This window comes from Streptomyces spinosisporus (assembly GCF_022698145.1).
Classification (GTDB): domain Bacteria; phylum Actinomycetota; class Actinomycetes; order Streptomycetales; family Streptomycetaceae; genus Streptomyces; species Streptomyces spinosisporus.
Genome location: NZ_JALDAX010000017.1, coordinates 95338 through 109946 on the forward strand (window position 1 = coordinate 95338; position 14609 = coordinate 109946).

General features: G+C 71.3%; 13 protein-coding genes. 5 read left to right on the forward strand and 8 right to left on the reverse strand.

The genetic code is table 11. The features are described from left to right. Nucleotides 1–93: 93 nt before the first annotated feature. Nucleotides 94–789: a hypothetical protein gene (locus MQN93_RS34195; protein ID WP_242712564.1), complete on the reverse strand. Its 696-nt coding sequence runs from the start codon at nucleotides 787–789 to the stop codon at nucleotides 94–96. Between the two features lie 67 nt (nucleotides 790–856). Next, nucleotides 857–2182: a DUF2252 domain-containing protein gene (locus MQN93_RS34200; RefSeq protein WP_242712565.1), complete on the reverse strand. Its 1326-nt coding sequence runs from the start codon at nucleotides 2180–2182 to the stop codon at nucleotides 857–859. 205 nt (nucleotides 2183–2387) lie between these two features. Between MQN93_RS34200 and dnaE the strand changes: the two genes are divergently transcribed. Beyond that, nucleotides 2388–5927, forward strand: coding sequence for a DNA polymerase III subunit alpha (gene dnaE, locus MQN93_RS34205; protein ID WP_242712566.1), 3540 nt, complete (start codon nucleotides 2388–2390; stop codon nucleotides 5925–5927). A gap of 122 nt (nucleotides 5928–6049) precedes the next feature. Here the strand turns inward: dnaE and MQN93_RS34210 are convergent, their stop codons facing one another. Further along, complete coding sequence (locus tag MQN93_RS34210) at nucleotides 6050–6217, reverse strand: hypothetical protein (protein ID WP_016435874.1); 168 nt, start codon at nucleotides 6215–6217, stop codon at nucleotides 6050–6052. A 243-nt stretch (nucleotides 6218–6460) separates the two neighbouring features. Between MQN93_RS34210 and MQN93_RS34215 the strand changes: the two genes are divergently transcribed. The 4 genes from MQN93_RS34215 to MQN93_RS34230 all read left to right on the forward strand — a co-directional run bounded on the left by MQN93_RS34215 (nucleotide 6461) and on the right by MQN93_RS34230 (nucleotide 10415). Beyond that, the gene (locus tag MQN93_RS34215) at nucleotides 6461–7672 is read left to right on the forward strand and encodes an NYN domain-containing protein (protein WP_016435875.1); all 1212 of its coding nucleotides are present in this window, start codon (nucleotides 6461–6463) and stop codon (nucleotides 7670–7672) included. A 122-nt stretch (nucleotides 7673–7794) separates the two neighbouring features. Further along, complete coding sequence (locus MQN93_RS34220; protein ID WP_242712615.1) at nucleotides 7795–8769, forward strand: ABC transporter ATP-binding protein; 975 nt, start codon at nucleotides 7795–7797, stop codon at nucleotides 8767–8769. Between the two features lie 94 nt (nucleotides 8770–8863). Continuing rightward, nucleotides 8864–9685 carry an ABC transporter permease gene (locus MQN93_RS34225; protein ID WP_242712567.1) on the forward strand — a complete coding sequence of 274 codons (822 nt, stop codon included), beginning with the start codon at nucleotides 8864–8866 and terminating at the stop codon, nucleotides 9683–9685. Nucleotides 9686–9719: 34 nt separating this feature from the next. After that, complete coding sequence (locus tag MQN93_RS34230; protein ID WP_242712568.1) at nucleotides 9720–10415, forward strand: DUF2567 domain-containing protein; 696 nt, start codon at nucleotides 9720–9722, stop codon at nucleotides 10413–10415. Nucleotides 10416–10418: 3 nt separating this feature from the next. Here the strand turns inward: MQN93_RS34230 and MQN93_RS44585 are convergent, their stop codons facing one another. The 5 genes from MQN93_RS44585 to MQN93_RS34250 form a co-directional block, all read right to left on the reverse strand. After that, nucleotides 10419–10493 carry a hypothetical protein gene (locus MQN93_RS44585; RefSeq protein WP_505016698.1) on the reverse strand — a complete coding sequence of 25 codons (75 nt, stop codon included), beginning with the start codon at nucleotides 10491–10493 and terminating at the stop codon, nucleotides 10419–10421. Between the two features lie 68 nt (nucleotides 10494–10561). Further along, nucleotides 10562–11065, reverse strand: a complete 504-nt coding sequence (gene ybaK, locus MQN93_RS34235) for a Cys-tRNA(Pro) deacylase (protein ID WP_016435879.1) — start codon at nucleotides 11063–11065, stop codon at nucleotides 10562–10564. Nucleotides 11066–11072: 7 nt separating this feature from the next. Continuing rightward, nucleotides 11073–11813, reverse strand: a complete 741-nt coding sequence (locus MQN93_RS34240; protein WP_016435880.1) for an LON peptidase substrate-binding domain-containing protein — start codon at nucleotides 11811–11813, stop codon at nucleotides 11073–11075. 11 nt (nucleotides 11814–11824) lie between these two features. After that, a complete protein-coding gene (locus tag MQN93_RS34245; protein WP_016435881.1) occupies nucleotides 11825–12865 on the reverse strand; it encodes a hypothetical protein in 1041 nt (346 codons plus the stop codon). Nucleotides 12866–13001: 136 nt separating this feature from the next. Beyond that, nucleotides 13002–14579, reverse strand: a complete 1578-nt coding sequence (locus tag MQN93_RS34250; protein ID WP_242712569.1) for an oxidoreductase — start codon at nucleotides 14577–14579, stop codon at nucleotides 13002–13004. Nucleotides 14580–14609: the final 30 nt, after the last annotated feature.

The following is a 14609-nucleotide window of genomic DNA, read 5'->3' on the forward strand; positions in this document are numbered from 1 at the left end:
CATGTGGGACGCGCAGCTGTCGTGCGCGGAATACGTGTGGGGGACTGGCCGTGCTCAGGGGGAGGGCCGCTGCGGCGACCGGGGTGCGGTCGCTCAGGCCGGGGCGATCGAGCACGGCGGTCCACGCCGTCCCAGGGAGTGCACGAGGAGCCGGTCGCGGACGACGGCGGCGGCCGGGGCGGGGCGCCCGAGGCGCCGTACCGGGGCGGCGGGCCGCACGGCCACCGCGGCGACCGCGAGCAGCAGCGGCCGGAACGTCGTCGCGGCGGCCGCCTGAAGCAACTGGGCCAGGGCGCGCTCGCCGCGGCGCAGCCAGGCGGCGGCGAGCAGGCCGACGCCGATGTGCGCGCCGAGCAGCAGCCAGGCGGTGGCCGGGTCCGCGTGGGCGAGCAGCGCCGCGACCCGGTCGGTGCCGCCGCTCTCGGTCACCTGGGTCAGCGGCGTGCCGACCCGGGTGTCGCTGCCGCACAGCAGATCCCAGCCGACGGTGCGCAGCGGGCCGGTCACCGGGCCGCCCGCCCTGCCGTAGCAGACGTGCTGGCCGGTGGTGAGGATCGTGTCGGCGGCCAGCTCCAGCGGGATCAGCAGGGCGGCGATCGGTCCGAAGCCGCGCTCGCGTCCGGCCAGGGCGTAGGCGGCCACGAACACGGTGGCGGCGACCGCGGCCACCGTGTTCAGCGGCAGCGGGACCTGGGACAGCAGCACGTGCGACGCGGTGCTGAGCGTCACGACGAGTGCCGTGAACAGCGCCGCGCGAAGCGCTCTGAGTCGGGTCCCGGATATGTCCATAGCGAGGAGAGTCTGTCATGGGCTCCGGTAAGGGACCCCTAAAAGGTCCCTGTGAGAGCCAGGACCGTTAGAGACCCGGAATCCGGCCGTTGCGGAACAGGTCGACGAAGATCTGGTGGTCGGCACGCGCGCGTGCGCCGTAGCTGTGCGCGAAGTCCGTCAGCAGGGCCGCGAAGCCGTCCTCGTCGGCGGCGATCGCCGCGTCGATGGCGCGCTCGGTGGAGAACGGCACCAGGGACTCGCCGGAGGTGTCGTCCGCCGCGGCGTGCATCGTGGCCGTGGCCCGGCCGAGGTCGGCGACGACGGACGCGATCTCCTCCGGGTCGTCGATGTCGCCCCAGTCCAGGTCCACCGCGTACGGCGAGACCTCGGCGACCAGCTGGCCCGTGCCGTCCAGCTCCGTCCAGCCCAGCCACGGGTCGGCGTGCGCCTGCAGGGCGCGCTGCGAGATCACCGTGCGGTGGCCCTCGTGCTGGAAGTAGTCGCGGATCGCCGGGTCGGTGATGTGCCGGGAGACGGCCGGGGTCTGGGCCTGCTTGATGTAGATCACCACGTCGTTCTCCAGGGCGTCGCTGTGGCCCTCCAGGAGGATGTTGTACGACGGCAGGCCGGCCGAGCCGATGCCGATGCCGCGGCGGCCGACGACGTCCTTCACGCGGTAGGAGTCCGGGCGGGCCAGGGAGGCGTCCGGCAGCGTCTCCAGATAGCCGTCGAAGGCCGCGAGGACCTTGTAGCGCGTGGCGGCGTCCAGCTCGATCGAGCCGCCGCCGGACGCGAACCGGCGCTCGAAGTCGCGGATCTCGGTCATCGAGTCCAGCAGCCCGAAGCGGGTCAGGGAGCGGGCGTCGCGCAGCGCGTCCAGCAGCGGGCCCTGGGCGGTGTCCAGGGTGAACGGCGGCACCTCGTCGCTCTTCGCGCCGGTGGCCAGGGCGTGGATGCGCTCGCGGTACGCGCCCGCGTACACCTGCACCAGCTCGGTGATCTGCTCGTCGCTGAGCGCCTTGGCGTACCCGATCAGGGCGATCGAGGCGGAGAAGCGCTTGAGGTCCCAGGTGAAGGGGCCGACGTAGGCCTCGTCGAAGTCGTTGACGTTGAAGACCAGGCGGCCGTTGGAGTCCATGTACGTGCCGAAGTTCTCCGCGTGCAGGTCGCCGTGGATCCACACGCGCGAGGTGCGCTCGTCCAGGTACGGGCCGCCCCGCTTGTCGGTGTCGGCGTCGTGGTAGAAGAGGCACGCCGTGCCCCGGTAGAACGCGAACGCCGAGGCCGCCATCTTCCGGAACTTCACGCGGAACGCGGCCGGGTCGGCGGCCAGGAGCTCGCCGAAGGCGGTGTCGAAGACGGCGAGGATCTCCTCGCCGCGCTGCTCGTCGTTGAGCTGGGGTACCGACATCGCTGGGTGCCTCCTGGTGCATGGTCGTGTACGACGGCGTTGCGTCGTTTCCAACGGTCGAGGGTGCCCGGAAGTGCCCGGGAACTCTCGCTGTGAAGGTACGCGGACGAGCCCGCTGAGTGTCAGTGCCGAGGCATAGACTTCGACGCTGACCCCAGGACTGTCCGCCAGCCCGTTGCCGATCGTTTCCCTTGGAGGCCGCACCGTGTCGAAGCCGCCGTTCACGCACCTGCACGTCCACACCCAGTACTCGCTGCTGGACGGTGCCGCGCGGCTCAAGGACATGTTCAACGCGTGCAACGAGATGGGCATGACCCATATCGCGATGTCCGACCACGGCAACCTCCATGGTGCGTACGACTTCTTCCATTCCGCGAAGAAGGCCGGAGTCACCCCGATCATCGGGATCGAGGCGTATGTCGCCCCCGAGTCGCGGCGCAACAAGCGCAAGATCCAGTGGGGCCAGCCGCACCAGAAGCGCGACGACGTCTCGGGTTCGGGTGGCTACACCCACAAGACGATCTGGGCGGCGAACTCCACGGGTCTGCACAACCTCTTCCGGCTCTCCTCCGACGCGTACGCCGAGGGCTGGCTGCAGAAGTGGCCCCGGATGGACAAGGAGACCATCTCGCAGTGGTCCGAGGGCCTGATCGCCTCCACCGGCTGCCCCTCCGGCGAGGTCCAGACCCGGCTCCGGCTCGGCCAGTTCGACGAGGCCCTGAAGGCCGCCGCCGACTACCAGGACATCTTCGGCAAGGACCGCTACTTCCTGGAGCTGATGGACCACGGCATCGACATCGAGCACCGGGTCCGCGACGGCCTGCTGGAGATCGGCAAAAAGCTCGGCATCCCGCCCCTGGTGACGAACGACTCGCACTACACGTACGCGCACGAGGCGGCCGCCCACGACGCCCTGCTGTGCATCCAGACCGGCAAGAACCTCTCCGACCCGGACCGCTTCAAGTTCGACGGCACCGGCTACTACCTGAAGTCCACGGACGAGATGTACGCCATCGACTCCTCGGACGCCTGGCAGGAGGGCTGCCGCAACACGCTCCTGGTGGCCGAGCAGATCGACACCTCGGGCATGTTCGAAAAGCGCGACCTCATGCCCAAGTTCGACATCCCCGAGGGGTACACCGAGGTCACCTGGTTCCAGGAGGAGGTCCGCCGCGGCATGGAGCGCCGCTTCCCCGGCGGCGTCCCCGAGGACCGCCAGAAGCAGGCCGAGTACGAGATGGACGTCATCATCCAGATGGGGTTCCCGGGCTACTTCCTCGTCGTCGCCGACTTCATCATGTGGGCCAAGAACAACGGCATCGCGGTCGGCCCCGGCCGAGGCTCCGCGGCCGGTTCGATCGTCGCCTACGCCATGGGCATCACCGACCTCGACCCGATCCCGCACGGCCTGATCTTCGAGCGGTTCCTCAACCCCGAGCGCGTCTCCATGCCCGACGTCGACATCGACTTCGACGAGCGCAGGCGCGTCGAGGTGATCCGGTACGTGACGGAGAAGTACGGCGCCGACAAGGTCGCCATGATCGGCACCTACGGCAAGATCAAGGCGAAGAACGCGATCAAGGACTCCGCGCGCGTGCTGGGCTACCCGTACGCGATGGGCGACCGCCTCACCAAGGCCATGCCGGCCGACGTCCTCGGCAAGGGCATCGACCTCGACGGCATCACCAACCCCTCGCACCCGCGCTACAGCGAGGCGGGCGAGATCCGCTCGATGTACGAGAACGAGCCGGACGTGAAGAAGGTCATCGACACCGCCAAGGGCGTCGAGGGCCTGGTCCGGCAGATGGGTGTGCACGCCGCGGGCGTGATCATGTCCAGCGAGCCCATCGTCGACCACGCCCCCGTGTGGGTGCGGCACACCGACGGCGTGACCATCACGCAGTGGGACTACCCGCAGTGCGAGTCGCTCGGCCTGCTGAAGATGGACTTCCTGGGCCTGCGCAACCTCACGATCATGGACGACGCCGTCAAGATGGTGAAGTCCAACAAGGGCGTCGACCTCGACCTGCTCTCCCTGCCGCTGGACGACCCGAAGACCTTCGAACTGCTCCAGCGCGGCGACACCCTGGGCGTCTTCCAGTTCGACGGCGGCCCCATGCGCTCCCTGCTGCGCCTGATGAAGCCCGACAACTTCGAGGACATCTCCGCCGTCTCCGCGCTGTACCGCCCCGGCCCGATGGGCATGGACTCGCACACCAACTACGCGCTGCGCAAGAACGGTCTGCAGGAGATCACCCCGATCCACCCCGAGCTGGAGGAGCCGCTCAAGGAGGTCCTGGACGTCACCTACGGCCTGATCGTCTACCAGGAGCAGGTGCAGAAGGCCGCCCAGATCATCGCCGGTTACTCGCTCGGCGAGGCCGACATCCTGCGCCGCGTGATGGGCAAGAAGAAGCCCGAGGAACTGGCGAAGAACTTCGTCCTGTTCCAGAAGGGCGCCCGCGAGAAGGGCTACAGCGACGAGGCCATCCAGGCCCTGTGGGACGTCCTGGTCCCCTTCGCCGGCTACGCGTTCAACAAGGCGCACTCCGCCGCGTACGGCCTGGTGTCGTACTGGACGGCCTATCTGAAGGCGAACCACCCCGCCGAGTACATGGCGGGGCTGCTCACCTCGGTCAAGGACGACAAGGACAAGTCGGCCGTCTATCTCAACGAGTGCCGCCGCATGGGCATCAAGGTGCTGCCGCCGAACGTCAACGAGTCGGTGCACAACTTCGCCGCCCAGGGCGACGACGTGATCCTCTTCGGCCTCGAAGCCGTCCGCAACGTCGGCACGAACGTCGTCGAGTCGATCATCAGGAGCCGCAAGGCCAAGGGGAAGTACGCCTCGTTCCCGGACTACCTCGACAAGGTCGAGGCGGTCGCCTGCAACAAGCGCACCACGGAATCGCTGATCAAGGCGGGCGCGTTCGACACCCTGGGGCACACCCGCAAGGGCCTCACCGCGCAGTACGAACCGATGATCGACAACGTGGTGGCGGTCAAGCGCAAGGAGGCCGAGGGGCAGTTCGACCTCTTCGGCGGCATGGGCGAGGAGGAGAGCGACGAGCCCGGCTTCGGACTCGACGTGCAGTTCACCGACGAGGAGTGGGACAAGACCTATCTGCTCGCCCAGGAACGGGAGATGCTCGGTCTCTACGTCTCCGACCACCCGCTCTTCGGCCTCGAACACGTGCTGTCGGACAAGGCCGACGCGGGCATCGCCCAGCTCACCGGCGGCGAGCACGCGGACGGCGCGGTCGTCACCATCGGCGGCATCATCTCCGGCCTGCAGCGCAAGATGACCAAGCAGGGCAACGCCTGGGCGATCGCCACGGTCGAGGACCTCGCGGGCTCCATCGAGTGCATGTTCTTCCCCGCGACCTACCAGCTCGTGTCGACCCAACTCGTCGAGGACGCGGTGGTGTTCGTCAAGGGCCGGCTCGACAAGCGCGAGGACGTGCCGCGGCTGGTGGCGATGGAGCTCCAGGTGCCGGACCTGTCCAACGCCGGCACCAACGCACCCGTGGTCCTCACCATCCCGGCCACCCGCGTCACCCCGCCCATGGTCAGCCGCCTCGGCGAGATCCTCACCCATCACAAGGGCGACAGCGAGGTCCGTATCAAGCTGCAGGGCCCGACCAGGACGACCGTGCTGCGTCTGGACCGGCACCGGGTCAAGCCCGATCCGGCGCTCTTCGGCGACCTCAAGGTGTTGCTCGGCCCCTCCTGTCTGGCGGGCTGAGCAACAGGACGGCCGAGCGGCAGCGGACGGGCCGAGCGGCGGCGCATGCGCGAGGGGCGCGCCCTTTCACGGGGGTGCGCCCCTCGGCCGTGCCTGGGTCTCAACAACCCGATATGCAGATGTCAGTTGTGACCGAAGCTCTTCTGCCGGCCCTTGCGGGGCATGTCACCCGGGGTGACCTGCTGCACGGTGCGCTGCTCGGACTGCGCCTCCATCGAGGACTGGTGGTCCTGCTGCTGCCCGCGCTCGGACTGCGGCTGCTTCCGGTTCTGCTTCTTGTTCTTGGCCATGGTGATCTGCCTCCTGTGGGGGATCTAGGGGCCAGGGCCGGGACCAGATTCACATAGGCTGACAACAAGCGCATTTCGGATAATTACCGTCTGTGACAGGGCATGTCGGAGCGCGAGGCCGCGGAGCGCGAACCGAAACGCCACGCCGAAGATCGAGTTCGGGCCGTTAACCCCCGCGCAGTCGGGCAGACTCGAAGGAAGGCCGAAGCAAACCTCCCGGAAACCGGAAAGAGGGTGGACCGCGTGGACCGCTGCATCGTCCTGGTGGACGCCGGTTATCTGCTGGGGGCCGCCGCCAGTCTCCTCGCCGGGGAGCCCTCGCGTTCCCGGATCACCGTCGACCACACCGCCCTCATCCAGGCGTTGCGCGAGCGCGCCGAGTCCGACACCGAACGGCCGCTGCTGCGGATCTACTGGTTCGACGGCGCCCCCGACCGTGTCCCCCAGCCCGAGCACCGCAGGCTGCGCGTGATGCCCCGGGTCACCGTCCGGCTCGGCGCGCTGACCCGCAGCGACGGACGCTGGGCCCAGAAGGGCGTCGACGCCGCCATGCACGCCGAACTCACCGAGCTGGCGCGCAACCGCGCCTGCTCCGACATCGTCCTCGTCACCGGCGACGGCGATCTGCTGCCGGGCATGATGGCCGCCAAGGAGCACGGCGTCGCCGTACACCTGTGGGCCGTGCAGGCCGCCGACGGGGACTACAACCAGTCCGAGGACCTGGTCGCCGAGGCGGACGAACGGCGCGTGCTGGACCGCACCTGGATCACCAAGGCCGTACGGGCCAAGGAGTCCGGCGGCGTCTGCGCACCACCGCCCGTGCCCCGCCCGGAGATCGCCGCGATCCTCTCCGCGCCGCTGCCGGAGTCCTCGCTCGCCGCCGCGCCCGAGCGGCCCGCCGAGGAGGGCGAGCACAGCCCGGCCGCCGCGACCGGGAACGGCACCCAGGAGCGGGCGTCCGCGTCCAAGGGCGTGCCCACCCCCAAGGACCTCGCCGCGCTGCGCGCCCCCGGGGTGCAGCCCGCCCCGCACCCCCCGACCGCGACCCTGCGCTGGTCCTCCGACAAGGGCTGGGTCGACCGGCCCCCCACGGAGCCCGCCGAGGCCGCCTCGATGCCGACGCTCGCGCAGCTGACCTCCGCGGAGCAGCGGTGGGCCGACCGCGAGGAGGACATCACCACGGTCGGCGGCGATCCCTACGAGGTCGGGCAGGTCTTCGCGCGCCGCTGGATCCAACGCCTCGGCGACCAGAGCCATCTGCAGAAGCTGTCCGTGATGTACCCGAGGGTCCCGCACCGCATCGACGGTGAACTGCTGCGCTACGCCGCCCGCTTCGGGCTGCTCGCGCACAAGGACGACCAGATCGACGAACACGACCGGTACGCGATCCGGGCCGGTTTCTGGCGGGAGATCGACGTACGCACGGCCGCGGAGCACGCACCCGCGGGCGAGTAGTTCTTTGCCTGGGGATTTCGCGTTGTCGACCAACCCGAGGGCGGACGGCCGCCGCGGACCCCGTACCCTCGTGCTTTGTGAGTACGCGCGCGGCACAGGCACTTCGGCACGGCGGGGACGTCGTGTGCGCGGTGCGCGGACTGACCAAGACCTATCCGGCGGTACGAGGGCGGCGGGGCACCCCGGGCACTCCCGCGGTACGGGCCACCGACGATGTGCACCTCGACATCCGCCGCGGTGAGATCTTCGGCCTCCTCGGGCCGAACGGCGCGGGCAAGTCCACCCTCGTACGGCAGCTGACCGGGCTGATGCGGCCCGACGCCGGGCGCGTGGAGATCCTCGGGCACGACATCGTGCGGCACCCGGAGCGGGCCGCGCGGATCCTCGCCTATCTGGGCCAGGAGTCGACCGCACTGGACGAGCTGACCGTGTCGCTGGCCGCCGAGACGACCGGGCGGCTGCGCGGGCTCCAGGCGCGGGACGCGCGGGCCGAGCGGGACGCCGTACTCGAAGAGCTCGGGCTCACCGCCATCGCCGGGCGCCCGCTGAAGAAGCTGTCCGGCGGGCAGCGGCGGCTCGCGTGCTTCGCCGCCGCGCTGGTCGGGGAGCGGTCGCTGCTGGTGCTCGACGAGCCGACCAGCGGTATGGACCCGGTCGCCCGGCGCGCCGTGTGGGCGGCCGTGGACCGGCGACGGGCCGAGCGCGGCACGACGGTGCTGCTGGTCACGCACAACGTCATCGAGGCCGAGACCGTGCTCGACCGGGTCGCCGTGCTCGACCGGGGCCGGGTGATCGCCTGCGACACCCCGGCCGGGCTGAAGGAGCAGGTCGCGGGGGAGGTCCGGGTCGAGCTGCTGTGGCGCGAGACGGCGCCGCTGCAGGTGCCCGAGGTGGCGGCGCTGCGCGAGCGGGCCGTGGAGTCCGGGCGCCGCTGGACGCTCAGGCTCGCCCCGGAGGAGGCCCGCGCGGTCGTGGCCACCGTCACCGGCGGCAGCGCCTTCGCCGCGCTCGACGACTTCACGCTGGCCACGCCCAGTCTGGAGGACGTGTACCTGGCGCTGGGCGGCGCCGCACAGCAGGGGTTGGTGAAGGCATGAGCCACGGCATGAGCGTGCGGGCCGTGAGGTCCGTATGGTCCGGCATGAGAGCGAGCGACCGGATGCGTCCCGGCCGGAAGGGGAGCAGCGCGACGTGAGTGTCCTACCCGCCGATGTTCTGCCGGGCAGTCCCCTGGCCGTGGAGGAGGCCGCGAGCGGCGCGGTCGAGCTCGGTCCGCGGGCGCGGATGTGGCCGGCCCTCGGGGCCGTGTACCGGGCCCAGCTGTCCCGCGCGCGGGTGGCGAGGATTCCGCTGCTGTTCGTGGCGACCTTCCAGTCGATCGGGATCATGATCCTGATGCGGGGCGTCGTGGACGGCGGCGGCGAGGCCGAGTCGGTGGTGGCCGGTTCCTCGGTGCTCGTGGTGGCGTTCGTCGCGCTGAACCTGCTCGCCCAGTACTTCGGTCAGCTGCGGGCGAGCGGCGGGCTCGACCACTACGCGACCCTGCCGGTGCCGCCCGCGGCCGTGGTGCTCGGGGCCGCCGGTGCCTATGCGTCGTTCACCGTGCCCGGGACCGTGGTCACCGCGGTGTTCGGCTGTGTCCTGTTCGGTCTTCCGCTGACCCATCTGTGGGTGCTCGTCGCGGTGATCCCGCTGGCCGGAGCGGCGCTGTCGGGCCTCGGGGCGGCGCTGGGACTGCTGGCGCCGCGGCCGGAACTGGCGACGCTGCTCGGCCAGTTGGGCATGTCCGCGGCACTGCTGCTCGGGGTGCTGCCGGCCGACCGGATGCCCGAGGTCGTACGGTTCGCGCGGGATCTGCTGCCGTCGACGTACGGCGTCGAGGCCTTCGCCCGGACCTTCGGGGCGGATCCGGACTGGGCCTTCGTGGCCGGTGACCTCGCCGTGTGCGCCGGGGTGGGCGTCGTCTCGCTGGCCGTCGCGACCTGGGCGTACCGTCGGGCGGCCGTCCGGTGACGCGCCGCACAGGCGCGCCTGGCACGATGTCAGGGTGACCGCACCGTTGACTCCGCCTCCACCGCCGCATGAACAGTCCTCGCAGCATTCGTGGCAGCCGCCGGCTGCCGGGCAAGCGGCTCCCGCGTCCCACGACGCCGTCTGGGACGGCACGTACGGACAGGACGGGCCCGGAATGAAGACCGAACTGCGCGAGGCCTCCGTGATCACGGTGGTGGTGGCGATCGCCGGGGCGCTGCTCGGGGTGCTGTGGTGGTGGCTGGCTCCGCATGTGCCGCTGGTCGCGGACGTCGTCGACAAGCGCTGGATCGTCTATCTCTCGGACAGCGAGGGCGAGCAGGCGATCGGGGTCGACGGAACGTTCACCCTGCTCGCGCTGGGCTTCGGTGTGGTCAGCGCGCTGGTCGTCTTTCTGCTGCGGCGGCGCGGGGGAGTGCCCCTGGTGGTCGCCCTCGGCGTCGGCGGAGTGCTCGGCTCGCTGCTGGCCTGGCGGATCGGCGTGTGGCTCGGACCGGCCGAGGACGTCGTCGCCCATGCGAAGGCCGTGGGCAAGGGCGTCGTGTTCGACGCGCCGCTCAAGCTCGGCGCGAAGGGCGCGCTGCTGGCCTGGTCGCTCGCCGCGCTGGTGGTGCATCTGGGGCTGATGGCGCTGTTCGGGCCGCGGGATCCGGAGCCGTACCCGGAGCAGGGGACGGCCCCGAACGATCCCTACGAGGCGCCGCTGCGGTAGCCGCTATGCGGGGCGACGGCCGTGGTTGGAGCGGCCCTTCTTGACGCGCCACTTGCGTTTCCTGGTTTTCTTCGACATGTCCCTCGTGCTTAACCGACCCGGGGCCGGCCGTCGAGGGGTCGCGCACGACAGTCACTCATAACCGGTCAGGCACGGCCGATGGGCGCCACGACCGCTTTCGTCAGGGTGGTGAGGTCGGCGGGGGCGAGCTCCACCTCCAGGCCGCGGCGGCCCGCCGAGACGCAGATCGTGGCGTGGGCCGACGCCGAGGCGTCCAGGACGGTGGGCAGCCTCTTGCGCTGGCCCAGCGGGGAGATGCCGCCGCGGACGTAGCCCGTGGTGCGCTCGGCGAGGGCGGGGTCCGCCATCGCGGCACGCTTGCCGCCGACCGCCGCGGCCAGGGCCTTGAGGTCCAGCTGGCCCGCCACCGGGACCACGGCGACCGTCAGGGTGCCGTCCACGTCCGCCACGAGGGTCTTGAAGACCCGCTCCGGCGAGACACCCATCGCCTCCGCCGCCTCCTCGCCGTAGGAGGGGTGGGAGGGGTCGTGGTCGTAGGAGTGGAGGGTGTACGCGACGCCCGCGGCGGTCAGGGCCACCGTCGCGGGGGTGCCGCCGGACTGCTGCTGCTTCTTCGGCTTCTTCGCCATCCCGGTCCTAGTTGAGGCTCGTCGTGCCGCGCGTGAGGTCCGACGCCGGCAGTGACGGCAGATTACGGATGATGGCGGTCTCGGAGCGAAGGAGTTTCAGCTCGTCGCGCAGCCGGGACGCGGTGTCCGGGGCCTGGAGCAGACGCTGCTTGGTGGGGGTGTCCAGCATCATCGCCGCGGCCACCAGGTAGGAGACCACGGACGGCTCGTCCGGGAGCTCGGCGCCGGTCGACAGCGAGCGCTCGCGGGCGCCCGCCAGGCGCTTCTGGTACTGGCGGAAGGCGCGCAGCACGCCCTCGGCCAGCGCCCCGGCCTCGTCGCCCGGATCCTCCGTCAGCTCCTCCAGGTCGGCCGTCAGAAAGGGGCCCGACGTGTCCACGGAGACCAGGCGGACCCGGTTCGTGCCCGTCGCCAGGACCTCGAAGGTGCCGTCCGCGCGCTCGCGGATCGTCGCGGCGTCCGCCACACAGCCCGTCGCGTGGAACGACTTCGCCGGGTCGGACCCGAAGCCGGCCGCGGGGCCGCGGTCGGGCAGCGCCGTGGGATCCGGCATGCCGGGCGCGCTCGGTGCCACCTCGTGGCCGTCACGGATCGCCACGACGGCGAACCGGCGCGGTTCGTCCTCGGGTGTCTTGAGCAGCTCGCGCATCATGGCGCGATAGCGCTCCTCGAAGACGTTCAGCGGGAGCACGAGTCCCGGGAACAACACCGAGTTCAGGGGGAAGAGCGGGAGACGGACGGTGGTCACGGCGCAAAAGCCTAATGGTCGCCGGAGCCGGCGCGTCCGGCACGTTCACTCCGTGGATGCCGTGACGGGGCCGCGAACCCTGTGGCCCGGGCCAGGATCTCGCCGCGCACACTGAGGAACAGCGCCAGCGGGTCGTCCGACATCCGGTCCCAGGGGACGGACGTGGCGTACGGGCCGATCCGGTGGACCTCGGTCAGGGCCTCCTCCCAGCGTTCCAGGCGCACGAGGACGTACAGCAGCTTGTTGCGGATCTCGGCGGGCCAGGGGTCGGCCGCCGGGAAGCGGGCGGACAGCGCGACGGCCCGGTCGGCCGCCGCGTCCAGCCGCTCGCGCGGCACCTCGGTGCCGGTGCCCTCGGTGAGACAGGCCAGGGCCGCCCGTGACGGCAGTGCCTGGATCAGGGAGTCGGGCAGGGCGTCCTGTGCGGCCCGGTCGGCGAAGTCGAAGCACTCGCGGTACGAGCCCTGCCAGGACGTGGCCAGATAGCGCAGGGCCGCCACATGGCAGCCGTAGTGGTGCGGGGCGCGGCGCAGCGCCGCCTCCCAGAGCTCGCTGAAGTACTTGTGGCCGGCGCGTGCGCCGCGCGCGTGGTCCAGCGCGAGCCGCCACGGCACCGGGTCGCGGTCGTCGCCGCGCGCGGCCGCCGTGATCAGCGGGCTCACCTCGCGCAGCAGTTCCGCCCGGTCGGGGGAGCGCCAAGCCTGGTCCACCGCGAGCTGCGCCCGGACCAGGAGCAGGTCGGGGTCGTGCGGGTCGGCGGCGGACCAGCTCTCCAGCCACTCCGGGCGGGCGGACGCGAAGGTCGCGAGGCGTCTCGCGCTGCGGTCGCGGATCTCCCAGTCGGCGGATCTGCGGGTGGCGGCCAGCAGGGCGGCGGCGGGGCCGTGTTCGCCGCGCGCGGCCGCGACCAGCGCGGAGCACAGACCGTCGTCGGGCGCGTCGAGCAGCACCTCGTCGTCGGCGGGCAGTGGGGCGCCGGCGGGAGGCGGCGCGGTCCGGGAGGTGCGGGCCGCGCGGCTGAAGGGATGCAGCAGAGCCATGGTGCCGACCATTGAAAGACCGCAGGTCACACCGGCGCCAGGGGCTCCACACAATCCACGGAAAGTTGTACGTCAATCGGTCAAGAGCGAGTAAAGGTCCACTGTTCAACCACTGTCCCGCATCTGTGACCCCACGGGACACGGTGGATCAATTCCGCCGCAGCAGTCGCGTGGCCCCCGCCGCCACCGTCGTGGCCAGGACCCAGCCCAGCAGGATCAGCGCCGCGGCCAGCCACTGCCAGCCGTCGTCCAGCCGCCAGGCGGAGGCCTGGCCCAGGTCGATGACCGGCAGCAGCAGGTCCAGCGCGAACAGGGACGGATTCCAGGCCGGGTGCTGCGACGGCTGCACCGGCGGATGGCTCGCGTGTGCGAAGGCCAGCGAGCCCGCCGCCCACAGCACCGCCATCCACACCGCGGCCCGGCCCGGCCGGTACCCGTAGGCCACCGTCCAGTCCTGCACGTACCCCCAGAACTTCCCGGCCACCGGCAGGCTCTCGCGGCGCCTGCGCTGCTTGGCCAGCAGCACCTCGCGCGCGTCCTCGTCCTCGCCGCCGGCCCGCAGCACGGAGGCCAGGCGCTCGTACGGCTCCGGGTTGTACTCGGCGGTCGCCGCGGCCACCCACTCCAGCCGCTCGGTCAGCGGGAAGGGGCCCTGCGGCACCAGGTTCTCGTAGCTGAAGCCGCCCATGTGCAGATTGCCCGGGCCCGGCCAGGCGCTCGCCCGGTCGATCAGATTGACGATCCGCGCGCCGGACAGGACCACCTTGCCGCGCTGCGGCCGCTCCCCGAGAAAACGCAGCTCGGGCGTCTGCACCCGGCGCAGCGACAGCTCCTGGTCGTCGGTGAAGGCGAACCGGGCCCGCTCCAGGTCGACCGCGTCCCCGAACCGGCCGTCGTCCAGGCGCACCCCGCCCCGGCACTCGAACCGCTGGATGCGCGTCCCGCGCGCGGGGGTCGCACCGCTCGTCATGGCGGCGCCGACGCCCGCCGGGGTGAGGTACAGCGTGCGCTCGACGGTCAGCTGGGGCGCGTTCAGCGCGAGCCGGGAGTGGGGGTTGTCCAGCCGGGCGCCGCGCAGGCTCAGCGTGACGCCGATGTTGGCGCTGCGCAGGCTCAGCTCGCCGTGCGACTCCAGCAGCTCGGCCTGCAGGTCCTGGCCCACGGTCATGCCGTCACCGGCGATCGAACGGCCGCTGCGGTCGCGGTGCACGATCGCCTGGTTGAGCATCAGGTCCGTGCCGATGTGCGCGTCGGTCAGCCGGATGCCGCCCAGGAAGCGGCAGCGCGGCAGATGCAGATCGCCCTCGGTGTGGACCCGGGCCGCCTCCAGCCGGGGCACCGAGCAGTCCACCATGCGCAGCGTGGTGAAGCGGGCCTCCGGCAGCAGCACGTCCCGCTCGAAGCGGCAGCCGCGCATCTCGACGTACGGCACGACCGTGCCGCCGGCCAGGTCCAGGCTGCCGCTGATCTGCACCCCGCGCAGCTTGAGAGAGGAGACCCGGCCGGCCAGCGCGGGCGGCCCGTCGAGCAGCAGCCAGCACACGATGCGGGCCCGCACCGTCCGCTCGGGCCCCCATGGATGCCCGCCGTGCGGATCGTCGACGACCGGGTCCCCGCTGCTGAGGTCGTACACGGTGCCGTTGCGAAAGGCCTGCCACATGCCGGCCTCGGCGGCGGTCAGATCGTCCGGCAGGTCTCCGGCGCGCAGGCCGGCCCCTTCGGTCACTTACTCCTCCAGTGCTGTGCTCGCACAACC